Here is a 26497-nt window from a genome sequence, read left to right as displayed (position 1 = left end):
ACGACGTGAGCGAAGGCTCCGTCCAGACCGATCCGCACAAGATCCACTACGTCGAGGCAGGGCGCGGCTATCCGCTGGTGATGCTGCACGGCAGCGGGCCGGGGGCGACCGGGCTGAGCAACTTCAGCCCCAACATCGCCGAGCTCTCCCGGCGGTTCCGCGTGATCCTCCCGGACATGCCCGGATGGGGGGACTCGGACTCGGTAGCCGCTCAGGAGCGTGATCATGTCGCCTCCCTCGTCGGCTTCCTCGACGAGCTCGGCATCGCGCGCGCCGCGTTCGCCGGCAACTCGATGGGGGGCGCGACCCTCCTGCGCATGGCGACCCTCCACCCCGAGCGGATGTCGCACCTGGTCACCATGGGCAGCGGTGTCGGGCAGGGGGGCTACCTGTCCTTCGCGCCGGGCGACGGACCCACGGAGGGCCTCAAGATCCTGCGCGAGGCGTACGTCGAACAGACCGAGGAGTCGATGCGCCGGCTGGTCGACATCATGACCTTCCAGACCCCCGAAAACGCGGACGACATCGTCCGAGAACGGCTGGACACGCTCCTCGCTCGTCCAGACCACGCCCGTCATTTTCTCGACGGCTTCGGCGCCCGGCACAAGCGGGCACAGATCGAGGCGCTTCGAAGCGTGACCGTGCCGACGATGCTGATCCACGGCCGAGACGACCGCGTGGTGCACTTCGAGAACAGTCTCCAGATCAACAGCCTCATCCCCGACTCCAGGTTGGTCCTGATAAACCGCTGCGGACACTGGACCCAACTCGAGCACGCAGGTGAGTTCAACCGACTGGTCGCGGGCTTCGTACTCGGCTCACGGGTGGACGCAACCGCATGAACGTCGACATCGACGGTCTCTTCGACTTCGACGCCGGCATGGTGTGCGCCGAGATCTTCGTCGACGAGGACGTCTACAAGCTCGAACTGGAACGCGTATTCGGCCGATCCTGGGTGTTCCTCGCCCACGACTCGATGATCCCCCGAGCGGGTGACTTCCTGCAGACCTACATCGGCGAGGACCCCATCGTCGTGGCGCGCCAGAAGGACGGCAGCGTGCGGGCCTTCCTCAACCAATGTATCCACCGCGGTATGCGAATCTGTCGCGCCGACGAGGGCAATGCGCGCTCGTTCATGTGCTCTTTCCACGGCTGGACCTACGACACGGCCGGAAATCTGACCGGCGTCCCCCACGAGAAGACTGTCTACCGACCGAACACGTTCGACAAGAGCACTCGCGGACCGCGCAAGGTGACGAGGGTGGAGAGCTACAAAGGCTTCCACTTCGGGACCTGGGCCGAGGATGCGCCGAGTCTTCTGGAGTATCTCGGTGACATGGCATGGTATTTCGACGCCTACATCGACCGTTACTCCGGCGGATTGGAGGCCATTGCGAATCATCGCTGGATCATCCCGGCCAACTGGAAACTGAAAGCCGAACAGTTCGCCTCGGACGCGCTCCACGCTGAGATCTCGCACGCGTCCGCGATCCAGGTGATGACGCCGAAAGGAACCGAGACCGCCGAGACCAATCACGCTGTTCGGGCGGTGAACGCGACGGGGCACCAGTTCGCGAGCCCCTACGGGCATGGGACCGGTTGGTTCGATGTACCGGGCAGCCTCCATCCGGACCCGGTAGTCGCGAACTGGGAGAACGAGCAACGCGAGAACGTGGCGTCCCGACTAGGTGCCCTCCGCGCCGACACCGCGCGCGGCCACGCCACGATCTTCCCGAACTTCCACTTTCTCTTGAACGGCACTTTCCGGGTCGTCCACCCTCGAGGGCCCAACGAGATGGAGATCTGGGCGTGGACCATGGTTCCGGCCGAGGCGCCCGAGCCGGTCAAGGAGAACTACGCCCGGAGCCTGACGCGGACGTTCTCGCCGAGTGGAATGTTCGAACAGGACGACGCCGAGAACTGGGCCGAGATCCAGCGGATCTTGCGCGGCAAGGTCGCCCGGGGAGTCCGATTGAGCTACGAGATGGTCCACGACCCGTTGCCGAGTGGCGCGAGCGAGTTCCCCGGTTACGTGGTGCCGGCCAACTACTCGGATGTCGCGGCACTGGGCCTGTATCGCCATTACGCCGACCTCATGTCGTCGCACACGTGGGCCGAGGCGGTCGAGATGAAGCTCCAGAGGGAGGCCGCGAAGTGAGCCCCGACACCGAATCGATGTCAGTGTGCGGCTGCGACCCGGCGTCGCTGCGCGAGTTGCGCGCCCAGCGGTTGCTGCACCGTGAAGCCGAGTTGCTCGACGCCTGGCAGTTCGAGGAATGGCTCGAGTTGATGACCGAGGACCTGCGGTACTGGGCCCCTGTGCGTACCAACCGGATGTGGCGTGAGAGGTCGAGGTCGATCTCCATGCCCGGCGAGTCGGCGCACTTCGACGAGTCGCTGGACCAGTTGCGCGAGCGGGTCGATCGCCTTGCGACCCACATGGCGTGGGCTGAGGAGCCGCCTTCGCGCACCCGTCACCTGGTCACCAATATCCGGGTCGAACCGACTGCCGATCCTGCCGAGATTCTGTGTCGGTCGAATTTCCTCGTCTACCGGACGAGGAGCGAGCGTGACATGGACCAGGTGGTCGGAACTCGCGAAGACATTCTTCGCGAGGTCGGGCCCGGTGAATTCAAGATCGCCCGTCGGACGGTGATCTTCGACATGGCGACCATCCTCGTGAAGAACCTCAGTTTGTTCTACTGATCCCTCGGTCGAGGCCGAGTGTTAAGCGAAAGGCATCAACATTATGAAGCGCATCGTTCTTCTCGTCTGCCTGGCCCTGGCGGGCGCGTCGATGGCGTCCTGCTCGGAAAGCGACGCGAAGTCAAGTGGCGGTGATACGCCGACTGTGAAGGTGGTCCTGGGGCCCGCCTCTGCGACCCTTCCCGTTTATCGGGCGCTCGACCAGGACTACTTCACCGACGCCGGAATCAACGTCGAGGTCACCACTCTCCAGAGTGGACCGGACATCATCAACGCGGTCATGGGCGGCAGCGGCGACATCGGTTTCACGGGGACCGAGGCGGCGCTCATCGCAGTCGGTAAGGGTCTGCCGCTCCGGGTGGTCGCCGGGGCCAGCCTGACGGACCAGACCGAGGAGGCCTCGACGGTCGGCGTCATGGTCGCCGGTGACAGTTCGATCAGCTCGTTCGCAGACCTGGCCGGCAAGACGGTGGCCGTCAATGCACTCGGTGTCGGCATGGAACCGGCCATCCGCGCGTCGGTCGACGCGGCCGGGGGCGATGGCGAGGCGGTGAACACGACGGTCGTGCCCATTCCGAACATGATCGCCGCGCTCGAGGCCAAGCGCGTCGATGCGATTGCAGTACTAGAGCCATTCCTCACGCTGGGCGCACAGTCGGGCCTCAAGACGATCGGCGATCCGTTGCTCGCGACCCAGCCCGATGCCAGCCAGACCCTGTACGTCGCGACGTCGGAGTACGCCGAGCAGAACGCGAAGGCGTTGGAGTCCTTCAAGGAGGCTCTTGGTCGCGCAACCGAGGACTTGGCCGCCGATGCCGACCTCGCGCCGGATCTCGCAGCGAAGCACCTCGAGTTGGATCCGGCGTTGGCACAGGCCGTTCGCTTTCCGCGATTCGACGCCGCCATCACCAGCCAGCAGCTTGCCGTCGTCGGTGACTTCGCCCTCCAGGTCGGGAACATCGAGCAGCCGCTCGACTACGACTCCCTCATCTGGGCGTCGAGTTGATCTCCGGGAACCGCCGGCACCTGGTCATGGCGGCCCAGGTCGGGGCTGTCGCCACCATGATCCTCCTGTGGCAGGCAGCAGTGGCGTGGTGGGGTCTCGTGGACCGCTCGACGTTGCCGACGGTCCCGAGCACTGCGGCTGCGCTCCTCGACGAGGTCCGTACGCCCGAACTGTGGCGCAACCTGGGACATACGCTCAGTGCGTGGGTCGCTGGCGTGGCGATCGCCACGGTGCTCGCCGTGCCGACGGGCCTGGCGGCCGGCCGGCTCCGGTGGCTCGGGCGCGTGGTCAACCTTCCGGTCGACTTCCTGCGAACGGTGCCGCCGGTGACCCTCATTCCGTTGCTGATCTTGACGGTGGGGCCCTCGTGGCGGCTGTCGGTGGCGCTGTCGTCCTTCGCGGCATTCTGGATCATCCTCGTGCAGACCATCCACGGAGCCCAGTCCACGCCGGCTACAGTGCTCGACACGGCGAAGACATATCGCCTGACCTTGATGGACCGGCTGTGGTACGTGTTCCTGGGTGCGAGTGCGCCCTCGATAGTCACCGGGCTGCGTCTTGGAGCCGTCGTCGGTCTCCTGGTGACGCTCTCTTCCGAGGTGATCGCCGGCTCGCCCGGTCTGGGGAAACAGGTCATGCTGGCGCAGATCTCGGGAGACACGCCGGTCATGTACGCGACGATCATCGTCGTCGGGCTGCTCGGCCTGGGTGTCAACACCGGCCTCGCCCGTGCTGAACGATCGCTGCTGTCGTGGCACCCCGCACAGCAGGCACGCCCGTGATGAAGCGAGTGGGGAGTATCGTTGTGGCGGTCGTGACCGCGACTGGACTGCCGGCGCTGATCATCGGCGCGTGGTGGCTCCTGAGCGCGGACTCGACGAGCTTCTACTTTCCGCCGCTACGGGAGATCGTCGAAGCCGGCGCCGAGCAGTGGCGCACCGGCGAACTGCAGCGCAACCTCGGTGCCAGTGCAGGCAATTGGGTGATCGCACTGTGCATCATCCTGATCGCCGGAATCGGGGCGGGCTTCGTCCTCGGCCGGTACCGGGGAGTCCATCAGGCGCTGTTTCCGGTCCTCGAGTTCGCGCGATCGATGCCGGCCGTGGTGCTGCTGCCCGTGATGTTGCTGGTGCTCGGCCAGGGCCGATCGATGCAGGTGGCGGCAATCGCGTACGCGGCCGTATGGCCTGTCCTCCTGAACTCGATCGAAGGCTTCCGGTCCGCCGGAAGCCAGATGGACGATGTGGCACGGAGCTACCGACTCAGTCGCTGGGATCGGGTGACTCGGATCGAGATCCCGGCAGCCCTCCCACGCATCCTGTCGGGGGTCGCGGTCAGCCTCCCTCTCGCCGTGGGAGTCGTGGTCATCGCGGAGATGGTCGGCTCGACCGAAGGGTTGGGTCACGCCATTCTGCGTGCCCAACAGACTTTCGAGGTTCGTGACATGTGGTTCGGGACGATCGTCATCGGCTCTCTCGGCTACGTCGTCACGGTCGTGTACCGCTGGTTGTGCTGGGTGCTGCTCCGCTGGCATCCCGAAACGAACTGATCGTCGCCTGGCGACAAATAAGGATCCGACTATGAAGGAAATCGACCCGATGTTATCGACCGCGGACGAACTCGACAGCCATCCAGCTCCTCAGGAGCAGATTCCAGCCCTGGCGGTCAAGGGACTCAGCAAGTCCTTCCCCGCCCCGCGCGGTGGGACCCGCCGGGTGCTTGCCGACGTCTCGCTCGAGGTCGCGCCCGGCGAGTTCGTGTGCATCATCGGATCCTCAGGAACCGGCAAGACGACTCTGCTGCGCTGCCTGGCCGGTCTCCAGCCTGTCGACGCTGGGGAGGTACGGGTCGCCGGAAGACTCGTCAACGGGCCTCCCGCCGCGATGGCGGTCGTGTTCCAGGACTACAGCCGTTCGCTCATGCCCTGGCTGACGGTCGGATCGAACGTCGCGCTGCCCCTGAAGAGCCGCGGTGTCGGCAAGGCGGAGAGAACAGCGCGGGCGATCACGGCCCTGGTCGAGGTCGGGCTCGACCCCGGCGTAGCCGCGCTCCATCCGGCTCAGTTGTCCGGCGGGATGCAGCAGCGGGTGGCGATCGCGCGCGCGCTGGCGGTCGAGGCCGACATGCTGCTCATGGACGAGCCCTTCGCATCCGTGGATGCACAGACCCGCTCCGACCTCGAAGACCTGGTCCTCAAGGTGCGGCGCGAGCACGACCTCTCGGTCGTCATGATCACCCACGACATCGACGAGGCCGTGTACCTGTCCGACCGGGTCGTGACCCTCGGATCTTCCCCTGCGACGGTCACCCACGAGTTCACGGTGGATCTGGGGGCCGTGCGCAACCAGCTCGACACCAAGTCGACTCGGGAGTTCGCCGACCTCCGCCGCGAGATGCTCTCCACCCTCGCTCGGCGCTGAGGGGACCTGCACCATCATGACGCAATCGGTCGAGCGAGGGCTCTTCAGCGGAATCCGGGTGCTGGACGTGGCGACGGTGCTCGCCGGCCCCGTCACCGCGACCATGCTGGGTGACTTCGGAGCAGAGGTAGTCAAGATCGAGGAACCGGGCAGGGGAGACTTCACGCGCGCCCGAGCCAAGGAGCGCGGCGGCCGCTCCCTGCAGTGGTTGCAGGAGGGCCGCAACAAGAAGTCCGTGGCGCTCGACCTCCGCGCGCCGGAAGGTCGCGAGATCCTGCGGAAGCTCATACCGCGTTTCGACGTCGTCATTACGAACTTCCGCCCACCGACGCTCGAGGCCTGGGGGCTGGGACCGGAGGACCTGCAGACGTTGCACCCGACCGGGATCCTGGTCTACCTCACCGCCTACGGCCTGACCGGCCCGAACCGTGGCCTGGGGGCGTTCGATCGGATCGCCAGCGCGTACTCCGGACTGACCTACGTGAGCGGCGAGCCGGACGCGCCACCGGTGCGCGCCGGCTACTCGGTGATCGACTACATGGCCGGATACACCGCATCCTTCGCAGTCGCCGGGGCGCTCTACCATCGCGAAGCCCACGGCGGCGGAGGCCAAGTCATCGACCTTGCGCTGTACGAGCCCGCGCTCAGGTCGGCCGAGGACAGCCTGATCGAATACTCGGTCAACCGGGTGATCCGAGAGCGGACCGGAAACCGCAACCCGTACATCGTCCCGGCGAGCGACTTCACGGCTGCCGACGGGCGGCGGGTCTCGGTACATGCCGGCACCGACAGCCTCTTCCCACGCCTGGCGCAGGTGATGGACCAACCAGAACTCGCCGCCGACGAGCGCTTCGCGCGCCTAGCCGAAAGGCTGCGGAACGCCGACGTACTCTACGACCTCATCGCGCGGTGGGTCGCGTCGGCACCGGCGGACGTCATTCTGGAAAGGTGTGTGAGGGCCGGGATCCCGGCGTCCACCGTGAACAACGTCGAGGACATCTTCAATGACGACCACATGAGAGCCAGGGGGAATCTGCTCACTATGACCGACGAGGAGCACGGCGATGTGACCATGCTCGCACCCATTCCAAGAATGTCGAAGACGCCGGGAGGCGTCCATTCGCTCGGTCCGGTGCTCGGCGCACATACAGACGCTGTGCTCACCGACGAGCTGGGATTGGCGGGCGACGAGATTCGAGGACTGCGAGATCGTGGTGTCATCTGAGTCGCCTCAGGAGGGACACGCCCAGGGGGTTGCCGGTTCCGCGGCGGATCCGTTGGCCACTCCCGCGCGATTGGCCGATGCGGTCTTCGACCGGATCCGCGACGAGATCCTGGCTGGACAGATCAAGCCAGGATCCAAGCTGAGTGTTCCCGCCCTGGCAGACCGGCTCGGAGTGAGCCGCAGCCCGGTCCGCGAGGCCGTGCAACGACTGACGGCCGACCGGCTGGCGGTCGACCTGCCGCGGCGTGGCTGCTTCGTGATCGAGCTCTCCGGCAAGGAGCTGATGCCGGTATACGACGTCCGCGAGGTTCTCGAAGGGCTCGCTGCTCGTCGGGCCGCCGAGGTCGCCGACGAGGGATTTCGCGAGGCTCTCTCGCAGCACATGAGCGAGCACCGGAAGGCCGTTGCGGAAGGAGACATGGATCGTCACGTGGTACTCGATCTGGAGTTCCACGAGATGATCCACCGGTCAGCCGGTAACGACCTGCTGAGCGAGGCGCTCTCCAGCATCTCCGACGTCGTCCAATTGGCCACTCGGCAATCCGCCGAACGCCGCTCGACCGAAGAAGGTCGAGGGCGTGGCGAGGTCGCGATCGTCGACCACCAACTGATCTGTGATGCGCTTCTGGCACGTGATCCCGATGCAGCAGAAGCGGCAGCGCGAGCCCATGTCGCCCGAATACGGGATCACTGGCACGGGGCGCCGCGCTGAGGACGCCGCCCCATACGGCTGTCTCGGAATGTCCGTGGAGAGCCGCGGAGGGTGCCGCCTTCGTGGAGGCACCCACGGGTGATCGACGTACGGCGCGATACGGCGCGATCGTCATGCCCTCGAATCGTGAGCAAGCGCTCACCAACCAACCACCGGAAAGGCAGGATCACCGTGCCCGAAGCCGTGATCGTCTCCACCGCCCGCTCGCCGATCGGTCGGGCCGTCAAGGGGTCGTTGAAGGACATGCGGCCCGACGACCTCGCAGCCCAGATGGTTCAGGCGGCGCTGGCCAAGGTGCCTCAGCTGGATCCTGCGGAGCTGACCGACCTGATGCTGGGCGTGGGTCAGCCGGCGGGGGAATCGGGCAACAACCTGGGCCGGGCAGTAGCCGTGCTGAGCGGGATGGACCATCTTCCTGGGGTCACCGTGAATCGGTACTGCTCGAGCAGTCTGCAGACAACCCGGATGGCATTCCACGCGATCAAGGCGGGCGAGGGGCACGCCTACATCTCCGCCGGCGTCGAGACCGTGAGTCGGTACGCATTCGGCATTGCCGACAATGCCGAGAGACCGAACCCGGCCTTCGTGGACGCCCAGGCGCTCACCGTTGAGCGCGCGGGAGGAGGCGCGACAGGTTGGGTGGACCCCCGAAGCGTCGGCGACCTGCCGGACCTCTACATCGCGATGGGTCAGACGGCCGAGAACGTCGCGGAGGTACTGCGCATGCCCAGGCTGGAGCAGGACGAGTTCGCCGTCCGAAGTCAGAACCTGGCCTGCCAACGGATCGAGGAGGGCTTCTGGGCCCGGGAGATCACGCCGGTCACACTTCCCGACGGCATCGTCGTCTCGTCCGACGACGGCCCGCGACCGGGCACGACGCTGGAGGTCGTCGGCGAGCTCAAGCCCGTCTTCCGCCCCGACGGCACGGTGACGGCCGGCAACTCCTGTCCGCTCAACGACGGTGCCGCCGCCTTGGTGGTGATGAGCGAGGCGAAGGCGAAGGAGCTCGGTTTGACTCCGCTGGCGCGGATCGTCTCCACGGCGGTCACCGCCCTCTCGCCGGAGATCATGGGTCTTGGTCCCGTTGCGGCGATCCCGACAGCACTGCGCAACGCCGGACTCGCCTTGGCCGACATCGACCTGGTCGAGATCAACGAGGCGTTCGCGGTCCAGTCGCTCGGCTCCGCACAGCAGCTTGGGATCCCCCTGGACAAGCTCAACGTCAACGGTGGCGCGATCGCCGTCGGTCACCCCTTCGGCATGACCGGCGCCCGGATCACCGCCACCCTCATCAACTCGCTCCAGTGGCACGACAAGCAGTTCGGCGTCGAGTCCATGTGCGTAGGCGGCGGGATGGGCATGGCCATGGTCCTCGAGCGGCTCAGCTGAGGGCACCGCCCCGAGCGCAGCCGCAGCAGTCCGCGACGGTGACCCCTCGCACCCACCGGCGGAAAGGAATCCGAGAAAAGTCTCCCGAACCTGTCGATCGGCGTCTCACTGACTCGTCACCCGCCCAGAGCCGGCCCGCTGGGGGCCGCCGAGGAGGAGGTAGACGATGGGCACGATCAAGGCGTTCGAGAGCATCACCCTGGACGGCGTCATGCAGGCGCCCGGGCGCGCCGACGAGGACACCCGCGGCGGATTCGCGCACGGCGGGTGGGCCGACGGGTTCGCCGACGAGGTCTCGATGAAGTTCGCCGGAGAGGGGATGTCGCAGAAGGGCGCGATGCTCTTCGGCCGGCGCACCTACGACGACCTGCTCGGCTTCTGGTCGGCCATGGGCGAGGACAACCCGTTCACCGCGCATCTGCTCGCCACGCCCAAGTACGTCGTGTCCCGCAGCGAGGAGCCGCTCACCTTCGCCAACAGCACGCTGCTCACCGGAGAGGCCACCGAGACGGTCGGTCGGCTGCGGTCGGAGGACGACACGCCGTTGACGATCCTGGGCAGCGGCGAGCTGGTCCGGGCGCTGCACGCCGCCGGGCTGATCGACGTCATCACCTTGATGGTGCACCCGATCGTACTCGGCTCCGGCACGCGGCTCTTCGACGCCGGCGAGCGGGCCGACCTCCATCTGACACGATCGGTGCAGACCACCACGGGCGTGGTCATCGCCGAGTACGCCGTCGACCGCCAGGGGGACTGATGCACTACATGCTGCTGCTGCACTACGCGGAGCCCGAGGGCGGCACGCTCGACCAGGAGGCGATCGACCAGGCCCAGCAGGAGTTCTCCGCCTACGCGGACGTGCTGCATCGAGCCGGCGTGCTGGTGGCGGGGGAGGTGCTCCAGCCGTCCGCGATCACGACCACGCTCACCACGGTCGACGGCACGCTGACCGTGCAGGACGGCCCGTTCGCCGACACCAAGGAGCAGCTCGGCGGCATCTTCGTGCTCGACGTGCCCGACCTCGACGCCGCCCTGCACTGGGCCGAGCAGGTGCCGGCCCTGCGTTGGGGCGCGGTCGAGATCCGGCCGGGCGCGACCTTCATCACCGACGGCGCGTGGGTCCCGAACACCTGAGCGCCCGGGACGCCGTCCAGCAGGCGGCCGAGCAGGCGGCCGAGCAGGCGGCCGAGTATGTGGCGAGGACGTCGTACGGCCGGCTGGTCGCCCGCCTCGCCGCCTCCACCGGCGATCTCGCGCTGGCCGAGGACGCGCTGTCCGGAGCACTGGAGGAGGCGCTGCGCCGGTGGCCCGGCGACGGCGTCCCCGACAACCCGGAGGGATGGATCCTCACCGTGGCCCGCAACCGACAACGCGACGTGTGGAAGTCCTCGGCCCACCGCACGGGCCGGCCCTTGGAGCAGGCCGAGCACGTGCCCACCGTCGAGACCGGGGCGACCGACCCCGGCGACCTCGACCTCGACGCCGTGGGCGATCGACGCCTGGAGCTGATGCTGGTGTGCGCGCACCCGGCGATCGACCCGGCCGTGCGGGCGCCGCTGATGCTCCAGTCGGTGCTCGGCATCGACGCCGCCCGGATTGCGCGGGTCTTCGCGGTGGCGCCTTCCGCGATGGCGCAGCGGCTGGTGCGTGCCAAGAAGCGGATCCGCGCCGCCCGGGTACCGTTCGCGATCCCGGACCGATCGGTCCTCGCCGAACGACTGCCCGCGGTGTTCGAGGCCGTCTACGGCTGTCTGGCCGCCCAGTGGGACGACGACGCGGCCGCCGTCGACTCGCTCGCCGGCGAGGCTCAGTACCTCGCGGTCACGCTCGCCGCCCTCCTCCACGACGAGCCGGAGGCCTGGGGCCTGGCCGCCCTGACGACCTTCACGCTCTCCCGAGCCCGCGCGGCGGAGGCGCCCTACATCCCGCTCGACGAGCAGGACCCCGCCGACTGGGACGGCGACCTGATCGCCGAGGCCGAGACCTACCTGCGGCGAACCGCCTCGGCGCGGGCGCCCGGACGGTTCGCCCTCGAGGCTGCGATCGGTGCCGTGCACGCCGCCCGCCGGCGCACCGGCGTCCTCGACCTCGCCGCCCTCCGCACGCTCTACGACGCACTCGTGATCGTCGCGCCCACCCTCGGCGCCCAGGTGGCACGCGCCAGCGTCGTCGGCCGCACCGACGGCCCCGAAGCGGGCCTTGCCCTCCTCGCTGACCTCGACGGCGCCACCTTCCAGCCCTGGCACGCCGCGCGTGCCGACCTCCTCGCGCGCGCCGGGCGCACCGACGAGGCCGCAGCGGCCTATCGCCGCGCCGCCGAGCTGAGCGACGACCCCCGGGTAGCCGAGTTCCTGCTGCGCCGCGGGCGGGAGGGGTCCTAGTGCCACCGGCCGGCATCCTCCCATTGGAGTCAGGCCCGGCCGCTTCTAGGTTGACCTCATGACCTCACCCGCGCCGCGACCGGCCGCCGTCCTGTGGGACTTCGACGGGACCCTGGTCGACAGTCACGGTCACTGGACGGCGGCGTGGGCCGAGATGGCGACGCGGCGCGGCGGCACCTGGACCGACGCGGACACCGAGTCGCTGGTGGGCTTGGACCTGACCGACGCGGCGCGCGCCATCCGTGACCACCTCGGAGTCGACGACTCACCGCAGCTGCTGGTCTCCGAGATGGTGGACGGCGTCGCCGAGCGCATCCGGGTCGAGGTCCCGTGGCGCGCCGGGGCCCGCGCGCTGCTCGAGGCGGTCCACGCCGAGGGGATCCCGTGCGCGCTGGTCACGATGTCCTACCGGACACTGGTCGAGCCGATGCTGGAGCGCGTGCCGCCCGGCACCTTCGGCGCCGTGGTCACCGGCGACGCGGTCGCCCACGGCAAGCCGCATCCCGAGCCCTACCTCGCCGCGGCCGCAGCCCTCGGCGTCCGGCCCGAGCGCTGTGTGGCGATCGAGGACTCCCGGACCGGCGTCGCGAGCGCCAGAGCCGCCGGGTGCGCGGTGCTGGTCACCGATGGGCACGGGGCAGCGGAGGCAGGCACCGGCGACGTCGTCGTCGACGGGCTCGAAGGCGTGACGGTCGCGGACCTGCGAAAGATGGTCACGGGCTGAACGCCGAGCGTGCGGGCCACGGGACAACTACGCTCAGCACTCACCATGGTTGACCAACACCGCAACTTCCGGCTGCTGCGTCGGCTGGCCCACGAGATTCGCTATGCCAGCGACATCGGGCCGGTGCTGGGGTCGGCGCTCGACTGTGCGCTCGAGATGACCGGAGCGAGCATCGGCGCGCTGTCGTATGCCGACATGAACACCCAGCGCTACATCCTCGCCGCCCACCGAGGTCTCTCGGAGAGCTACGTCAAGGGGATCACCACCTGGTCGCTCCACGAGGGGTTGGCGGGGCAGTCGTTCGGACTGCGCGAGCCGCTCACCGTGACCGATCTCAGTGCCAGTCGTGAGGTCTCGCGCAGCGTGGTGCAGGAGGAGCGGCTGCGCGGCTACGTCTGCGTGCCCCTCCTGCGCGGCCAGCGCCGCCTGGGGATCGTCGAGGTCTTCGACCGTGAGCCGCGCGCTTTCAGCGTCGAGGAGGTCGAGTCGCTCGAGCTGGTGGCGGCGTTCGTGAGCTCGGTGGTGGAGAGCCTGGTGATGATCGACGAGGTGCGCTTCCTGCGGGAGGAACGCGCCCAGGTCCTGCGCCAGTGGACGACGCAGGCGCTCACCGCCGCCGACACCCAGCGTCGCGAGTTGGCCCGCCGACTCGAGCAGGAGGCCGACACGCTCGGGTCCGCCGAGAACGCCGAGGCGGCCGATCGGCTCCGCCGTCTTGCCCGCGAGCTCCTGGACTCCGAGATGCAGTGGGTCGACATGGTGCCGCTGGTCCGTGAGGCGATCGCCGAGCGATGGTCGACCCACTCGGGCAAGCAGGTGGACCTCGTGCTCGGACAGTGGCCTCCCGCGCTGCCGCTGGAGCTCACCACCCGCCTGTACCTGCTCATGCACGGCCTGGTCCAGGCGGCGGCGACGGCCGCCGAGACCGAGGTCGTCCTCCACCTCGGCGGCGAGGGCGACGAGTTCTGGATCGAGGTGTGCGACGACCGGCCCCGATCACCCCGCGGCGACACCCTCGCCGAGCTGCCCGCCGACGTCGGCGCACAGGCGCGCGGGCTGGAGGGGGTGCTGCGGCCGGCCGTCGACGACGCCGGACGCCGCGGCGTCCGGGTGCTGCTCTCGCTCGGGTTGACCCGCCCCACCGTCCAGTCGCTGACCGACCGGGAGCGCCGGGTGCTCGAGGGGCTCACGCTCGGTACCCCCAACCGGGAGCTGGCCGCCGAGCTCGGCATCTCCCCCAAGACCCTCCAGAACCACCTCACCTCGATCTACCGCAAGCTCGGCGTGACCAGTCGCGCGCAGGCCGTCCGCATGCTGTGAGCGCCCGACACGGGGCGGTGGCTGGGCCGGGCCGGGACTACCCCGAAGAGGTGGGAGGGGTCCTAGCGCGCGGTCGGACCAAGAGCCTATGGAGAGCGCACCGACGGCGACCTAGCGTCGCACCATGCAGATGAAGGCCGTGCTCTTCCGATCGCCCGACGAGCCGCTCACCCTCGAGGAGGTCGAGCTCGCCGAGCCCCGCGCGGGCGAGGTGCGGGTCAAGCTCAGCGCCGCCGGCGTCTGCCACAGCGACTACCGCGTGCTCGTCGGCGAGTGGGGTTCGGTGCCGCCCGTCGTCCTCGGCCACGAGGGCGCGGGCGTCGTGGAGTCGGTGGGCGCCGGCGTCACGCACCTAGCGCCCGGCGACCACGTCGTGCTGTCGTGGACGCCGTCGTGCGGCGCCTGCCGCTACTGCGTCACGGGTCGTCCGCAGCTGTGCCAGGTCGCCGCGGTCAACGCCTACAACAACCTGCTGCCCGACGGCACGACCCGGATCCGCAGCGAGGGCGAGGACGTCCACGGCTACCTGTCTGTCGGCTCCTTCGCCGAGTACGCCGTCGTCCCGGCCCAGGGGGCGATCAGGATCGAGGGCGACGTCGACGCCGGAGTCGCCGCCCTCGTGGGCTGCGCCGTCACCACCGGTGTCGGCGCCGCGATCAACACCCACCCCGCGGCTCCGGGCGACTCGGTGCTGGTGTTCGGCGCCGGCGGCGTCGGCCTCTCGGTGGTGATGGGCGCCGCGCTCCAGTCGCCCGGCCAGCTCATCGTCGTCGACATCGCCGAGGACAAGCTGGCCCTGGCCCGCGAGCTCGGCGCCACCCACACCATCGACGCGCGCGAGCACGACGTCGTCGAGGCCGTCCGCGAGCTCACCGGCGGCCGAGGCGTCGAGGTCGCCTACGAGGCGATCGGCCGCGCGGAGAGCGTCGAGCAGTGCTACGAGGCACTCGCCTCGGGAGGCACCGCGGTCGTCGTCGGCCAGGTCGCCACCGGCCAGCGGATCTCGATCGACCCGATGCGGATGTCGGGCCGCGAGCTCACGCTCACCGGCAGCAACTACGGCTCGGCCCGGCCCTCGGTCGACTTCCAGCGGATCCTCGACATGCACGAGCGCGGGCTGCTGCCGCTGGACCGGCTGGTCGGCGAACGGGTCGGTCTCGCCGACCTCAACGAGGCATTCGATGCGATGGGCAAGGGCACGGCTCCGGGCCGTATCGTCGTCGACATCCCATGACCAGCACGCCCGCCGTCGAGGCCCCCGACGTCCGCTCGCGCTCGCTCTGGCTCGACCAGCTCGGCGAGCTGACCCCCCGCGCGCCCCTGGTGGGCGAGCAGCATGCCGACGTCGTCGTGGTGGGTGGCGGGTTCACCGGCATGTGGGCCGCGCTGCACCTCGCGCGCGCCCGCCCGGAGGCACGCGTCGTCGTCCTCGAGCGACACGTCGTGGGATACGGCGCCGCCGGCCGCAACGGTGGCTGGGCCGGCGCCGGAATGGCCGGCCATGCCAAGGTGTACGCCCGCCGGCACGGCTGGGAGGCCGCGCTGGCCGGTGCTCGACTCACCGAGCGCGCCGTCGATGAGATCGGTGCTCTCATCGACGAGGAGGCAATCGCAGCCGACTTCGTCAAGGGCGGCACGCTCGCCGTCGCCGCCACCGCGCCGCAGTGGCAGCGGATGCGCGAGGCGCATCGCGCTGCGAACGAGACGGGCCTCGCCGAGCCCGGCGCCGTCCTGCTCGACGCCGACGAGGTGCGCGCTCTGGTGCAGACCCCGCGCGTCCTCGGCGGGCTCTACACCCCCCACTGCGCCCGGCTCCATCCGGCCAGGCTCGTGCGGGGCCTGGCCGACGCGTGCGAACGGCGCGGAGTGGTGATCCACGAGCAGAGCTCGGTCGAGTCGATCGAGCCCGGCGTCGTGCGGACGACGGTCGGGTCGGTCCGTGCCACCTCCGTCCTGCGCGCCACCGAGGCGTGGACGAGTCAGGTCGCCGGCGGTACTCCCTACCTGCCGCTCACCTCGATGATGATCGCCACCGAGCCGCTGGACGCGTCGGTGTGGGACGAGCTCGGCTGGCCCCACGGGCTGACCGTGCGCGATCGTCGTCATCTGTTCTTCTACGCCCAACGCACCGCCGACGACCGGATCGCCATCGGCGGACGCGGAGCCCCGTACCGCCTGCGGAACCCCTTCGCCGAGTTCGGCGATCGGGACCTCCCGGTGTGGGAGCGGCTCGAACAGACCCTCCACGAGCACTTCCCGCAGACCGCGGACGCCGTCGTCACCCATCGCTGGGGAGGGCTGCTCGCCGTCCCGCGCGACTGGAGCATGGCCGTCACCTGGGATCGCGACCACCGCGTCGGTGCCGCCGGCGGGTACTCCGGCCACGGCGTCGTCGCCGCCTACCTGGCCGGCCGCGGCCTCGCCGACCTCGCGACCCAGACGCGCAGCCACTACAGCACCGCGCCGTGGGTCGGACATCGCAGTCGTCGGTGGGAGCCGGAGCCGCTGCGCTACCTGGCGGCCAACGCGATCGTCCGCGTGCTGACCGGAGCCGACCAGCACGAGGACACGACCCAACGCACCGCCCGCCGAGTGAAGGTGCTGGCACCGGTCCTTCCACCCGGGTAGGGCGTGCCCTGACCGCACACATATCCACACCGCTAGAGAGAGGTCCCGCCTTGTCCCCACAGCCCGCCTACCAGGTGACCAGTCCCGTCGACGGCGAGGTCCTCGAGTCCTTCCCGTTCGCCACCGACGAGGAGGTGGAGAAGGCGCTCGCCGACGCGGTGACCGGCCAGACGGCGTGGGCCGACCGGCCGATCGAGGACCGGGCGACGGTGCTGCTCGCCGTCGCCGACGCCTTCGAGAAGCGGGCCGAGGAGCTCGGCACCCTGGTGACCAAGGAGATGGGCAAGAAGGTCGGCTCGGCTGTTGGCGAGGCGCAGTTCGCGGCGGCGATCTTCCGCTACTACGGGACCGAGGGGCCGGCGCTGCTGGCCGACGTCGAGATCGCGGCGCCGGGGGCCGACCGCGCGATGGTGCAGCGGCGTCCGATCGGTGTGGTGCTCGGAGTCATGCCGTGGAACTACCCCTACTACCAGGTCGCGCGGTTCGCCGCTCCGAACCTGCTGGTCGGCAACACGGTGCTGATCAAGCACGCCGAGAACTGCCCGTGGTCGTCGGCGGCGATCGCCGACGTGCTCGCCGGCGCCGGCGTCCCGGCCGCCGCCTACGCGAACCTCTACGCCACCTTCGACCAGGTCGCCTCGCTGATCGCCGATCCGCGGGTGCAGGGGGTGTCCGTCACCGGCTCCGAGCGTGCCGGGGCGGCCGTGGCGGAGCAGGCCGGGCGCAGCCTGAAGAAGGCCGTCCTCGAGCTCGGCGGCTCGGATCCCTACATCGTGCTCGACTCCGACGACGTCGCCGCGTCCGCGCGGTCCGCCTGGCGCACCCGGATGTCGAACATGGGCCAGGCATGCAACTCCAACAAGCGGATGATCGTCGACGCGACGCTCCACGACGACTTCGTGGCGACCCTGGTCGCCGAGGCCGAGGGCCTCGAGCCCGGCAACCCCCTCTCGCTGGGGGCGGGGGAGTTCGCCCCGGTCACCTCGCGCGCGGCGGCCGATCTCCTCGCCGCCCAGGTGGGCGACGCCGTCGAGCGGGGTGCCATCCTGCACGCCGGCGGCACGATCGTGGACGGCCCCGGCTCGTACTTCCGGCCGGCCGTGCTCACCGGCATCACCCCCGAGATGCGGATCTACCACGAGGAGGTCTTCGGACCCGTCGCCGTGGTGTACTCCGTCGACGGCGACGAAGAGGCCGTGCGGCTGGCCAACGACACCAGGTTCGGTCTCGGCGGCGCCGTCTTCAGTACCGACCGCTCTCGCGCGGAGGCGGTGGCCGGGCGTCTCGACGTCGGGATGACCCACGTCAACACGTTCTCCGCCGAGGCCGCCGACATGCCCTTCGGCGGCACCAAGTCCTCCGGCTTCGGTCGCGAGCTCGGCGCCCTCGGCGTCGACGAGTTCACCAACAAGCGGCTCTACTACGTCGCCGAGTGAGGACGGCTCCTCGATGATCGAGCGCGGCAACGACACTGCCTTCGATTGGCGGGTCTACGCCGGGGGAGAGATCCCGGTGCAGTGGTACTTCCGCAAGGACGGCGACCTGCCGGTGGCCGTCCAGGCCTGGACGATCCCACCCGGTGCCTCGGAAGGCAGCCACTCCCACCGCGAAGACCGGCCACTGGAGGAGCTCTACATCGTGGTGGCCGGTGAGGCCGAGGTGACCCTCGACGGCGAGGTGTCGCGTCTCGGCGTGGGCGATGCGTTCCTGGCGAAGACCGGGGTCGACCATGACGTCGCGAATCCGGGTGCGGTGCCGCTGACGATGATCGTGGTGTGGGGTCCGCCCGGTGCCGCGATCTGGCAGGACTACAGCATGGGTCGCCGTCCGGACGAGCAGGGACGGGCGGGTTCGCCCGTGTGGTGAGCGCCGACGACCGAGGGCCAGGGGCGGACGCCCCTGGCCCTCATCGCTGCGGATGGAGTCCGGTCAGCTGGTCGGCGAGGCGACCCGGGGACCGGAGTCCGGGTCGGGGTCGGTGGCCCGGGCGGGGGCCGGAGTGCCCGGGCTCGCCGTGGTCGCCAGGCTCGGGCGCAGGAGGCCGGGGGCCGCCCTCATGATGACGTAGTAGACCAGCCCCGAGGCGACGGCGGCCGGAGCCGTGGCGCTGAGCCAGGAGAACGCCTGGGTGCCGGGCACGAAGTTCACCGGGTCGAGCATGAGCAGGTACGTCGCGATGCCCGCGGCGAGTGCCACGAACCCGGCCGGGTTGAAGCCGCCGACGTACCGGTAGGTGGGGTTGTCGTCGTCGTAGAGTCCGTGGATGCTCAGCCGCTGGCGGCGCAGGATGAAGTAGTCGACGATCTGCAGGCCGCACACGGGGCCGAGGGTGACGCCGGCGAAGGCGAGGAACGTGCCGTAGTGGTCCATGAACGGGTCGGCGAAGAGCACCAGGACCACGACCACGGGGAGGATGCTCACCAGCGACGCCGTACGCCACGAGATCGCGCGGTCGATGCCGCGCACCTGCTTGAGCGCGAGCGCGCAGGCGTAGACGCCGACCATGGTCGTGCCGACGTTGGCCAGCACCATGAAGCCCAGGGCCACCACGCCGAGGGCCGGGCCACCTGCCTCGATCATGAACAGGGTCGGGTTGCCGGCCGAGGCGGGCACCACGACAGCGGCGAACAGGCCGATGCTCAGCACGATCCCCATCAGCAGACCCAGGCCGAGGATCGAGGGAGCGACCGCCGTCCGGGTGCTGCGCGAGTGCCGGGTCAGGCTGCCGATGTAGGGCCACCAGGCCACCGCGCCGGCGATGCCCAGCTCGATGACGATCATGTAGTTGGTCGACCTGTCCGGCAGCGGCGCGAGGGCCGGGGCCGAGAAGATCCGGTCCCATCCGAACTCGGCGAGCAGGAACACCATCATCACCAAGGCGAGCGCCATCACGGTGATCGCGATGGCGGGGCCGGCCAGGCGCAACGTGCTCGGTCCCTTCCACAGCAGGCCGATCACGGCCGCGCAGGACAGCAGCCCGATCGCGACGACCAGGGCCTTGCCGTCGGGGGAGTCGACCACGCCGAGCGCATGCAGGGTCTCCGCACCGGAGCGCCCGAGGAAGATCGTCAGGACCGAGTTCCACCCGACGAGGATCACCAGCACCAGTGCCAGCGTCAGCCAGGAGCCGCGCACGCCGAGCGTGGGGCGGGTCGAGCGCACCGCCTCGACGCCGTAGCGCGTCGCCGGAGGCAGTGCCGCCAGGAGCGAGATGAAGACGCCGATGAGCGTGCCCGCGATGATCGCGATCGACCCCGGGCCGGCATCGACGTAGTAGGCCACGAAGCCGCCGGTGATGAAGCACCAGGTGGCGATGGCGGCCGACGCGGTGTTGCCGAACACCGCGAGCGGGCCCCAGGTCCGCTCGGAGGAGTGGATCGGGAAGCTGGCCTCGGCGGCGACGTCGTCCATCACAGCCACATCCAGCCGGCCAGTAGGGCCAGGACGGGAAGGATGAGAGAGGCGACCAGCAGCAGGGTGAAGGTCGCTCGATCCAAGGGGTCCCCGAGATGGTGCTGGTCGAAGTCCACCAGCCTGGTTGCGAGATCCTCGTTCACGGTGCTCCTCGGGATTGATCGGGGGAATGTGGGTCGAGTCACATCACGGTAGGAACGCCAGACCTGAGCGTGTATAGGGACTTTGACGGCTCCTGGGCTAGGACCCCTCCCGGATCTGCGTGAGCCCGGCGCACGCGGGAGGGGTCCTAGCCGCCGAGGATCGCGATTGCCTATGGTGAGCGCCGTCACCGTCCTCGTAGCGTCGGATGATCCGAGCCGGCCGCGGCCGTTCGTCGAGGAGGAGAGACCCATGGCAACCGTGCGAGACAGTGCCGTCACCGTCGTCGGCGGAGGGGCACTCGGCGCCGCCGCGGCCTACGCCCTGGCCGCCGCGGGCTACCGGGACGTGCAGGTCCTCGAAGCAGGTGACCTGGCCGCCGCGACGACCGGGCAGGCCGCGGGTCTGGTCGGCCAGCCGCGTTCGACGGTGGCCGCGACCCGGGCCAGCATGGAGGCGGCCGCCTTCTACCGCGCCATGGAGTCCGACCTCGGGAGATCCTCGGACTGGCGGACCACCGGGAGCCTGCGGATCGCGCTGTCGGAGACGACGGCCGCCGAGTATCGCGCGATGGCCGACGTCGCCGAGGAGGCCGGGCTCGAGGTCGAGATCGTCGATGCGAAGCGGGCCCAGGAGCTGTGCCCGGGCCTCGAGGACGTCGCCGACGTGCGGCTCGCCCTCTGGTGTCCCACCGACGGCTACGTGCAACCCAACAGCGTCGTGGACGGCTACATCGCGGGCGCCCAGCGGGCCGGTGTCACCTTCGTGCCGCACACCCGGGTGCTCGATCTGGTCGTCGCCGGCGGGCGGGTGACCGGCCTGGTCACCGATCGCGGCCCGATCGCCACCGAGCTCGTCATCGACGCCGCGGGCCCCTGGGCCGGCGCTCTTGCTCGCACCGCCGGGATCGACCTGCCGATCGTGCCGGTGCTGGTGCAGTACTTCGTCACCGCGCAGACCGAGGGGTGGACCTCCGCGAGCCCGTGCATCCGGATCCCGGAGGTGCAGGTCTACGCGCGCGGCGAGGGCTCCGGCGTCCTCGTCGGTGGCTTCGAGAGCTCCGGCACCTCCATCGACCCCCGGGCCGTCCACGTCGACGCGACGCTGGCCCGGCACGAGGACTGGGAGGTCCTCGGCGAGTTCGCCGAGGGCATGGCCCGCGTGACCCCGAGCGTCGCCGGCTCCGGCGTCCGCGCCGTCTTCACCGGCTGGCCCGGGTTCACTCCCGACGGCCGGTTCCTCATCGGCCCCGTCTCCGCGCTGCCCGGCCTCGCCATGGCGGCCGGCTGCAACGCCCACGGCGTCCAGGGCTCCCTGCACCTGGGCCGCCACCTCGTTGAGAGCCTCTCGGGCGACGTCTCCCCGGAGGTCGCCGCGATGAGTCCCGACCGGTTCGTGCCGCGCGGCTGGGACTGGGACGACGCCCGGCGCCAGGCGCAGTCGGTGTGCGAGAACTACTACCCGCGCGTGCCCAGCAACGCCTGAGCGGCAGAGTGAGGACGACCCCATGAGCCAGACCCAGCAACTCCCCACCGACCAGCACGCCCTCGTCGGCGCCGCCGTGGAGCGGATCTGGCCGGACGCCGCGTGGGACGCCGAGCCCATCGAGGACGGCATGACCAATCGCAACTTCAAGGTGACCGTGCGTGTCGCCGGCGACACGCCCCGCGTCGTCGTCGTCCAGGAGCAGCTCGCCGAGGACCTCGCCGCCGCCGTCGGCATCCGGCGCAGCAACCAGTGGCGGATCTGGCCGGAGATGACCGAGCTCGGACTCGCGCCCGCACTCCTCGGGTCCTTCGACGACCTCGGCGTCACGGTGGTCGACTTCGTCGACGGCGACCGGGCCGCCGAGTTCGCCGACCGCGACCTCGTGATCACCCTCGGCGCCCGGGCGCTGCGCCGGCTGCACGACGCGACGCGCGGCGACGCCACCCCCGGCCTGTGCTCGGACCCGTTCGAGGGCATCGACTGGTTCGCGAGCCGGGTGGCCGCGGAGTCGCCGCAGTTCCTCGAGGAGTTCCGGTGGGCCCTCGACGTCGTCGCGCGGATCAAGAGCGTGCGCGGCCCCTACGAGGTCTGCCAGGTGCACACCGACCCCAGCCAGGTGAACATGTTCGTGGCGCCGGAGCGTGACCGGATGATCCTCATCGACTGGGAGTACGTCGGCGCCGGCGACGGTTACCTCGACCTCGGGCACTTCGCCGCCCGCTACGAGATGAGCCCCGCGGAGGAGGAGACGCTCGTGCGCGCCTACGAGGGCACGCCCCTCGGGCCGGTCGAGCGTGGCCTGGCGCTGGTCCGGCTGAACCGCTTCATCGCCATGCTCCGCGAAGGACTGTGGTCCGCACTCGCCGACGGCATCGACTTCCTCGACTTCGACCACGCCGCCTACGCCCGCCTCAGCCTGGACCAGATGGCCACCACCGCCCGCCGTCCCGACTTCGAGGCCGCGTTCGACGTCCTCGGCGACGCGGCCGCCGGCTAGCCCGATCGACCGGCTGGACTCGGAGGTCGAGCAAGCCGGGGGCGAGGTACGAGCCCGACCGGCGCGGACGAAACCTCGTGACCGCTCTCGGGAGCGTTGGCAGTGCCGGTTGCCGGGGTTTCGTCGGCGCTCGCTGGCGCTCGCTTGCTCAACCTCCGGCCGGGGGCAGCTGTCCTACCCCCCGGGATTTCGTCGGCGCTCGCCTGCTCAACCTCCGGCCCGGCGCCGCCTAGGCCTCGGGCCAGTCGACGCTGAGGTACTGCGTCTCCTGGAACTCGCGCAGCCCGTCGCGGGCACCCTCGCGGCCAAGGCCGCTCTGCTTGACGCCGCCGAAGGGGGCGGAGGGGTCGGAGACGATGCCGCGGTTGAGGCCGATCATGCCGGCCTCGATCCGCTCGCCCAGGCGGATCGCCCGGCCGAGCTCGCCGGCGAAGACGTAGGCGGCCAGCCCGTACTCGGTGTCGTTGACCAGGTCGAGCAGGGCTTCCTCGTCGTCCCAGGCGACGATCGGCGCGACCGGGCCGAAGATCTCATCGCGCAGGATCGCGGCCTCGGGGGCGACGTCGGCGAGCACGGTCGGCGCGACGAAGTGGCCGGGCGCCTCGGGGAGGGCGGCCTGGTGGGAGATCCGGGCGCCGTCCTCGACGGCGCGGTCGATCACCCGGCGCACGCGGTCGGCGGCCGCGGCGGTGATCAGGGGGCCGATCTCTGCGCCGTCGGCGGCGGTGCCGACGCGCAGCTTCTCCACCGCGGCGCCGAAGCGGGCGAGGAAGTCGGCCATCACGTCGCGGTGCACGTAGATGCGGTTGGCGGCGGTGCAGGCCTGGCCGCCGTTGCGGAACTTGGCGACCAGGGTGCCGGCCACGGCGGCGTCGAGGTCGGCGTCCTCGGTGACGACGACCGGCGCGTTGCCCCCCAGCTCCATGGAGGCGTTGACGACGCGGTCGGCCGCCTGGCGCAGCAGGGTGCGTCCGACGCCGGTCGAGCCGGTGAACGACACCTTGCGCACGCGAGGATCGGCGAGCCAGGTGCTCACCACTCCGGGCGCGTCGGTGGTCGTGACGACCTCCACGACGCCGTCGGGCACGCCGGCCTCGGTCAGCAGTCGCGCGATCGCGAGCGCCGTGAGGGGCGTCTCCGCGGCGGGCTTGAGGACGACGGTGCAGCCGGCCGCCAGCGCCGGGCCGATCTTGCGGGTGGCCATCGCGGCGGGGAAGTTCCACGGCGTGACCAGGGCGGCCACGCCGACCGGGCGCGCGGAGACGAGAGTGCGCACGCCGCCGGCCGGGGCGACGCCGTAGTCGCCGCCGGGGCGCACGGCCTCCTCGGAGAACCAGCGGAAGAACTCGGCCGCATAGCCCACCTCGGCGGCGGCGTCGGTGAGCGACTTGCCGTTCTCGGAGGCGATCAGCGCGGCGAGCTCGTCGCGGTCGCGCAGCATCAGCTCGTAGGCGCGACGCAGGACGTCGGACCGGTGCCGCGGCGCGGTGGCCGCCCAGCCCGGGAAGGCCGCGGCAGCACGGTCGACGGCGGCGGTGGCGTCCTCGACGCCGAGGTCGGGGACCTGGCCGACGACGTCGAGGGTCGCGGGGTCCTCGACGTCGAACGTGGCGGCGCTCACCGGGCGGACTCGAAGGCCGCGTCGAGGACGTCGAGCCCGTCGTTGAGCAGGTCGTCGGAGATGCTGAGCGGCGGCAGGAAGCGCAGCACGTTGCCGTAGGTGCCGCAGGTCAGCACGATCACTCCCTGCTGGTGCGCCGCGGCGGCGACGGCCTTGGCGAGGTCGGGGTTGGGGGCGTCGGTGCCCTCCTCGACGAGCTCGACGGCGATCATCGCGCCGCGGCCGCGGATCTGCCCGATGCGCCCGTCGCGCTCGGCGATCCGGCCCAGGCGCTCGCGCATGAGCGTCTCGATCTCGCGGGCGCGCCCGACGAGACCGTCCTGCTCGATGGTCTCGATCGCGGCGAGCGCGGCGGCGCAGGCCAGCGGGTTGCCGCCGTAGGTGCCGCCGAGGCCGCCGGTGTGGGTGGCGTCCATGATCTCGGCGCGGCCGGTGACCGCGGAGAGCGGGAGCCCGCCGGCGATGCCTTTGGCGGTGACGATGAGGTCGGGGACGACGCCCTCGCGCTCGCAGGCGAACAGGTCGCCGGTGCGGGCGAAGCCGGTCTGCACCTCGTCGGCGACGAACACGACGCCGTTCTCGCGGCACCACTGCGCCAGCGCGGGCAGGAAGCCGGGGGCGGGCTCGATGAAGCCGCCCTCGCCCTGGATCGGCTCGATCACGACGGCGGCGAGGTTGCCGGCGCCGACCTGCTTGTCGATGACGTCGATCGCGCGGGCCGCGGCCTCGGCGCCGTCGAGGCCGCCGTCGCGGAAGGGATAGGAGAGGGGAGCGCGGTAGACCTCCGAGGCGAAGGGCCCGAACCCGGACTTGTACGGCATGCTCTTCGCGGTCATCGCCATCGTGAGGTTGGTGCGGCCGTGATAGGCGTGGTCGAAGACGACGACGGCCTGCCGGCCGGTGTGCACCCGCGCGATCTTGACGGCGTTCTCCACCGCCTCGGCGCCGGAGTTGAACAGTGCGGTGCGCTTGTCGTGGTCGCCGGGGGTGACCCGGTTCAGCGCCTCGGCGACCGCGACGTAGGCCTCGTAGGGCGTGACCATGAAGCAGGTGTGGGTGAACTCGGCGACCTGCCGCTGCACCGCCTCGACCACGCGCCGCGCGCTGTTGCCGACTGTGGTGACCGCGATGCCGGAGCCGAGGTCGACGAGGTGGTTGCCGTCGACGTCGACGACGATCCCGCCGGCGGCCCGGGTCGCGAAGACGGGCATGGTGGTGCCCACCCCGGCCGCGACCGCTCCGGTCTTGCGGTCCATCAGCTCGACCGAGCGCGGGCCGGGGATCTCGGTGACCAGACGACGCTCCTGCGCCACGTCGGTCTCGGGGGCTGCGGTGCCTGCGCTGTCGGGGTCGGCGAACGTCGTCATGACGCCAGTGTCGAACCGCAGCACTATGCTGTCCAATACCTGTTCTGACCCGATTCCATTACCAAGAGGCATAGTGCAGCTGCACCACGCGCGCTACTTCGTCGCCACCGCGGACGCCGGCAGCGTCAGTGGCGCGGCGGCGGCCGTGCACGTCACCCAGCCGGCCCTCTCGCGCCAGTTGCGTCAGTTCGAGCGCGACCTCGGCGTCACCCTGTTCGACCGGGGCGCCGGCCGGCTCACCCTCAACGACACCGGCCGCGCCCTGCTGCCCGAGGCCCGACGGCTCCTCGACGCCGCCGACGCGCTGCGCGACGCGGCCGTCTTCCACCGCAGCGGCCGGCTCGCCCGGATGACGATCGCGGCGCCCACGGTGACCCTCACCGACGTCGTCTCGCCGTTCGTGGCCACCATGTCGCCGGAGGATCCGGTGGTCGACGTGCGCGACGGCGACGGCCTCGAGCCCGCGCAGATGCTGCGGGCCGGCGCCGACCTCGCCCTGGGCACGCAGCGGCCCCCCGAGCCCTACGCGGCCCGGCCGCTCGCCGTCCTGCCGGTGTGGGCCTACGTGCGGCCCGACCATCCGTGGGCGGGGCGCGGTCGCGTCGGGATCGCGGAGCTGATCACCGCACCCCTGGTCCTGCTGCCCACGACCTTCACCGCGCGCGAGGCCGTCGACGCCGCGGTCACCGTCGACGGCGGCTCCTACGCCACCGTGGTCGAGGCGGCCAATGGCACGATCGCCCAGGCGCTAGCCGCCGCCGGGCGCGGGATCGCCGTCGTCTCCGACGACCCGCGCTTCGACCTGGTGCCGCTGCGCATCGACGTCGCCGGTCAGCCGCTGCGGATCCGGCTCGTCGCGTCGTGGGACCCGCGCGGGGTCGCGGCCGGCACGGTGGAGTCGTTGATCGGGCGGCTCGGTGAGTGGATCGCGGCGCACTACGAGTCCTGACCGGACGCC

General features: G+C 70.4%; 26 protein-coding genes. 22 read left to right on the top strand and 4 right to left on the bottom strand.

Annotated elements, in window-relative coordinates; translation table 11 throughout:
* Positions 1-5 precede the first annotated feature (5 nt).
* The 19 genes from WMR31_RS01085 to WMR31_RS00995 all read left to right on the top strand — a co-directional run bounded on the left by WMR31_RS01085 (position 6) and on the right by WMR31_RS00995 (position 18377).
* Positions 6-842 carry an alpha/beta fold hydrolase gene (locus tag WMR31_RS01085; protein WP_340536921.1) on the top strand — a complete coding sequence of 279 codons (837 nt, stop codon included), beginning with the start codon at positions 6-8 and terminating at the stop codon, positions 840-842.
* On the top strand, positions 839-2158 hold the full coding sequence (locus WMR31_RS01080) for an aromatic ring-hydroxylating oxygenase subunit alpha (protein WP_340536920.1): 1320 nt from the start codon (positions 839-841) through the stop codon (positions 2156-2158). The genes WMR31_RS01085 and WMR31_RS01080 overlap by 4 nt, the downstream gene beginning before the upstream one ends.
* A complete protein-coding gene (locus WMR31_RS01075) occupies positions 2155-2706 on the top strand; it encodes a 3-phenylpropionate/cinnamic acid dioxygenase subunit beta (protein ID WP_340536919.1) in 552 nt (183 codons plus the stop codon). Before WMR31_RS01080 ends, WMR31_RS01075 begins: the two co-directional genes overlap by 4 nt.
* A gap of 43 nt (positions 2707-2749) precedes the next feature.
* Positions 2750-3712, top strand: coding sequence for an ABC transporter substrate-binding protein (locus WMR31_RS01070; protein WP_340536918.1), 963 nt, complete (start codon positions 2750-2752; stop codon positions 3710-3712).
* A gap of 26 nt (positions 3713-3738) precedes the next feature.
* Positions 3739-4494 carry an ABC transporter permease gene (locus WMR31_RS01065; protein ID WP_340536917.1) on the top strand — a complete coding sequence of 252 codons (756 nt, stop codon included), beginning with the start codon at positions 3739-3741 and terminating at the stop codon, positions 4492-4494.
* 32 nt (positions 4495-4526) lie between these two features.
* Positions 4527-5261: an ABC transporter permease gene (locus WMR31_RS01060; RefSeq protein WP_340536916.1), complete on the top strand. Its 735-nt coding sequence runs from the start codon at positions 4527-4529 to the stop codon at positions 5259-5261.
* A gap of 31 nt (positions 5262-5292) precedes the next feature.
* Positions 5293-6132: an ABC transporter ATP-binding protein gene (locus tag WMR31_RS01055; protein WP_340536915.1), complete on the top strand. Its 840-nt coding sequence runs from the start codon at positions 5293-5295 to the stop codon at positions 6130-6132.
* A 16-nt stretch (positions 6133-6148) separates the two neighbouring features.
* Positions 6149-7357 (top strand): CaiB/BaiF CoA transferase family protein, encoded by a 1209-nt coding sequence (locus WMR31_RS01050; protein WP_340536914.1) that lies wholly within the window; start codon positions 6149-6151, stop codon positions 7355-7357.
* 52 nt (positions 7358-7409) lie between these two features.
* The gene (locus WMR31_RS01045; RefSeq protein ID WP_340536913.1) at positions 7410-8069 is read left to right on the top strand and encodes a GntR family transcriptional regulator; all 660 of its coding nucleotides are present in this window, start codon (positions 7410-7412) and stop codon (positions 8067-8069) included.
* Positions 8070-8240: 171 nt separating this feature from the next.
* Positions 8241-9458: an acetyl-CoA C-acetyltransferase gene (locus tag WMR31_RS01040; RefSeq protein ID WP_340536912.1), complete on the top strand. Its 1218-nt coding sequence runs from the start codon at positions 8241-8243 to the stop codon at positions 9456-9458.
* 166 nt (positions 9459-9624) lie between these two features.
* Positions 9625-10215 (top strand): dihydrofolate reductase family protein, encoded by a 591-nt coding sequence (locus tag WMR31_RS01035; RefSeq protein WP_340536911.1) that lies wholly within the window; start codon positions 9625-9627, stop codon positions 10213-10215.
* Positions 10215-10592 carry a YciI family protein gene (locus WMR31_RS01030; RefSeq protein ID WP_340536910.1) on the top strand — a complete coding sequence of 126 codons (378 nt, stop codon included), beginning with the start codon at positions 10215-10217 and terminating at the stop codon, positions 10590-10592. The genes WMR31_RS01035 and WMR31_RS01030 overlap by 1 nt, the downstream gene beginning before the upstream one ends.
* On the top strand, positions 10574-11839 hold the full coding sequence (locus tag WMR31_RS01025) for an RNA polymerase sigma factor (RefSeq protein WP_340536909.1): 1266 nt from the start codon (positions 10574-10576) through the stop codon (positions 11837-11839). Before WMR31_RS01030 ends, WMR31_RS01025 begins: the two co-directional genes overlap by 19 nt.
* 58 nt (positions 11840-11897) lie before the next feature.
* Positions 11898-12563, top strand: a complete 666-nt coding sequence (locus WMR31_RS01020; RefSeq protein WP_340536908.1) for an HAD family hydrolase — start codon at positions 11898-11900, stop codon at positions 12561-12563.
* A gap of 45 nt (positions 12564-12608) precedes the next feature.
* On the top strand, positions 12609-13883 hold the full coding sequence (locus tag WMR31_RS01015) for a LuxR C-terminal-related transcriptional regulator (protein WP_340536907.1): 1275 nt from the start codon (positions 12609-12611) through the stop codon (positions 13881-13883).
* A 124-nt stretch (positions 13884-14007) separates the two neighbouring features.
* The gene (locus WMR31_RS01010) at positions 14008-15117 is read left to right on the top strand and encodes an alcohol dehydrogenase catalytic domain-containing protein (protein WP_340536906.1); all 1110 of its coding nucleotides are present in this window, start codon (positions 14008-14010) and stop codon (positions 15115-15117) included.
* Positions 15114-16511: an NAD(P)/FAD-dependent oxidoreductase gene (locus WMR31_RS01005; RefSeq protein ID WP_340536905.1), complete on the top strand. Its 1398-nt coding sequence runs from the start codon at positions 15114-15116 to the stop codon at positions 16509-16511. The genes WMR31_RS01010 and WMR31_RS01005 overlap by 4 nt, the downstream gene beginning before the upstream one ends.
* 50 nt (positions 16512-16561) lie before the next feature.
* Positions 16562-17947, top strand: a complete 1386-nt coding sequence (locus tag WMR31_RS01000) for an aldehyde dehydrogenase family protein (protein ID WP_340536904.1) — start codon at positions 16562-16564, stop codon at positions 17945-17947.
* Between the two features lie 13 nt (positions 17948-17960).
* Positions 17961-18377 (top strand): cupin domain-containing protein, encoded by a 417-nt coding sequence (locus WMR31_RS00995; RefSeq protein ID WP_340536903.1) that lies wholly within the window; start codon positions 17961-17963, stop codon positions 18375-18377.
* A gap of 63 nt (positions 18378-18440) precedes the next feature.
* On the opposite strand, the gene WMR31_RS00990 is transcribed toward WMR31_RS00995, so the two are convergent.
* The gene (locus WMR31_RS00990) at positions 18441-19922 is read right to left on the bottom strand and encodes a purine-cytosine permease family protein (RefSeq protein WP_340536902.1); all 1482 of its coding nucleotides are present in this window, start codon (positions 19920-19922) and stop codon (positions 18441-18443) included.
* Positions 19922-20068 (bottom strand): hypothetical protein, encoded by a 147-nt coding sequence (locus WMR31_RS00985; RefSeq protein WP_340536901.1) that lies wholly within the window; start codon positions 20066-20068, stop codon positions 19922-19924. The genes WMR31_RS00990 and WMR31_RS00985 overlap by 1 nt, the downstream gene beginning before the upstream one ends.
* Before the next feature lie 250 nt (positions 20069-20318).
* Here WMR31_RS00985 and WMR31_RS00980 point away from each other — a divergent pair, with 250 nt between their 5' ends.
* Together WMR31_RS00980 and WMR31_RS00975 are read left to right on the top strand one after the other, a co-directional pair.
* Positions 20319-21551: an NAD(P)/FAD-dependent oxidoreductase gene (locus tag WMR31_RS00980; RefSeq protein ID WP_340536900.1), complete on the top strand. Its 1233-nt coding sequence runs from the start codon at positions 20319-20321 to the stop codon at positions 21549-21551.
* A gap of 22 nt (positions 21552-21573) precedes the next feature.
* Entirely contained in the window at positions 21574-22551 is a 978-nt protein-coding gene (locus tag WMR31_RS00975) for a phosphotransferase (RefSeq protein WP_340536899.1), read from the top strand.
* 229 nt (positions 22552-22780) lie between these two features.
* Here the strand turns inward: WMR31_RS00975 and WMR31_RS00970 are convergent, their stop codons facing one another.
* Together WMR31_RS00970 and gabT are read right to left on the bottom strand one after the other, a co-directional pair.
* Positions 22781-24172, bottom strand: coding sequence for an NAD-dependent succinate-semialdehyde dehydrogenase (locus WMR31_RS00970; RefSeq protein ID WP_340536898.1), 1392 nt, complete (start codon positions 24170-24172; stop codon positions 22781-22783).
* Complete coding sequence (gabT, locus tag WMR31_RS00965; protein WP_340536897.1) at positions 24169-25539, bottom strand: 4-aminobutyrate--2-oxoglutarate transaminase; 1371 nt, start codon at positions 25537-25539, stop codon at positions 24169-24171. The genes WMR31_RS00970 and gabT overlap by 4 nt, the downstream gene beginning before the upstream one ends.
* 73 nt (positions 25540-25612) lie before the next feature.
* Between gabT and WMR31_RS00960 the strand changes: the two genes are divergently transcribed.
* A complete protein-coding gene (locus WMR31_RS00960; RefSeq protein WP_340536896.1) occupies positions 25613-26488 on the top strand; it encodes a LysR family transcriptional regulator in 876 nt (291 codons plus the stop codon).
* Positions 26489-26497: the final 9 nt, after the last annotated feature.

This window comes from Nocardioides epinepheli (genome assembly GCF_037936805.1).
GTDB lineage: Bacteria > Actinomycetota > Actinomycetes > Propionibacteriales > Nocardioidaceae > Nocardioides.
The sequence above is the reverse complement of the archived record's forward strand: the minus strand, read 5'-3'. Positions and strand labels throughout refer to the sequence as shown.

What these genes read in the sequence shown, in the direction of transcription:
- WMR31_RS01080 (WP_340536920.1), top strand. Translation starts at nt 839, where the DNA reads ATGAACGTCGACATCGACGGTCTCTTCGACTTCGACGCCGGCATGGTG.
- WMR31_RS01070 (WP_340536918.1), top strand. Translation starts at nt 2,750, where the DNA reads ATGAAGCGCATCGTTCTTCTCGTCTGCCTGGCCCTGGCGGGCGCGTCG.
- WMR31_RS01065 (WP_340536917.1), top strand. Translation starts at nt 3,739, where the DNA reads ATGGCGGCCCAGGTCGGGGCTGTCGCCACCATGATCCTCCTGTGGCAG.
- WMR31_RS01055 (WP_340536915.1), top strand. Translation starts at nt 5,293, where the DNA reads ATGAAGGAAATCGACCCGATGTTATCGACCGCGGACGAACTCGACAGC.
- WMR31_RS01050 (WP_340536914.1), top strand. Translation starts at nt 6,149, where the DNA reads ATGACGCAATCGGTCGAGCGAGGGCTCTTCAGCGGAATCCGGGTGCTG.
- WMR31_RS01035 (WP_340536911.1), top strand. Translation starts at nt 9,625, where the DNA reads ATGGGCACGATCAAGGCGTTCGAGAGCATCACCCTGGACGGCGTCATG.
- WMR31_RS01030 (WP_340536910.1), top strand. Translation starts at nt 10,215, where the DNA reads ATGCACTACATGCTGCTGCTGCACTACGCGGAGCCCGAGGGCGGCACG.
- WMR31_RS01020 (WP_340536908.1), top strand. Translation starts at nt 11,898, where the DNA reads ATGACCTCACCCGCGCCGCGACCGGCCGCCGTCCTGTGGGACTTCGAC.
- WMR31_RS01015 (WP_340536907.1), top strand. Translation starts at nt 12,609, where the DNA reads ATGGTTGACCAACACCGCAACTTCCGGCTGCTGCGTCGGCTGGCCCAC.
- WMR31_RS01010 (WP_340536906.1), top strand. Translation starts at nt 14,008, where the DNA reads ATGCAGATGAAGGCCGTGCTCTTCCGATCGCCCGACGAGCCGCTCACC.
- WMR31_RS01005 (WP_340536905.1), top strand. Translation starts at nt 15,114, where the DNA reads ATGACCAGCACGCCCGCCGTCGAGGCCCCCGACGTCCGCTCGCGCTCG.
- WMR31_RS00995 (WP_340536903.1), top strand. Translation starts at nt 17,961, where the DNA reads ATGATCGAGCGCGGCAACGACACTGCCTTCGATTGGCGGGTCTACGCC.
- WMR31_RS00990 (WP_340536902.1), bottom strand. Translation starts at nt 19,922, where the DNA reads ATGGACGACGTCGCCGCCGAGGCCAGCTTCCCGATCCACTCCTCCGAG.
- WMR31_RS00980 (WP_340536900.1), top strand. Translation starts at nt 20,319, where the DNA reads ATGGCAACCGTGCGAGACAGTGCCGTCACCGTCGTCGGCGGAGGGGCA.
- WMR31_RS00975 (WP_340536899.1), top strand. Translation starts at nt 21,574, where the DNA reads ATGAGCCAGACCCAGCAACTCCCCACCGACCAGCACGCCCTCGTCGGC.
- gabT (WP_340536897.1), bottom strand. Translation starts at nt 25,539, where the DNA reads ATGACGACGTTCGCCGACCCCGACAGCGCAGGCACCGCAGCCCCCGAG.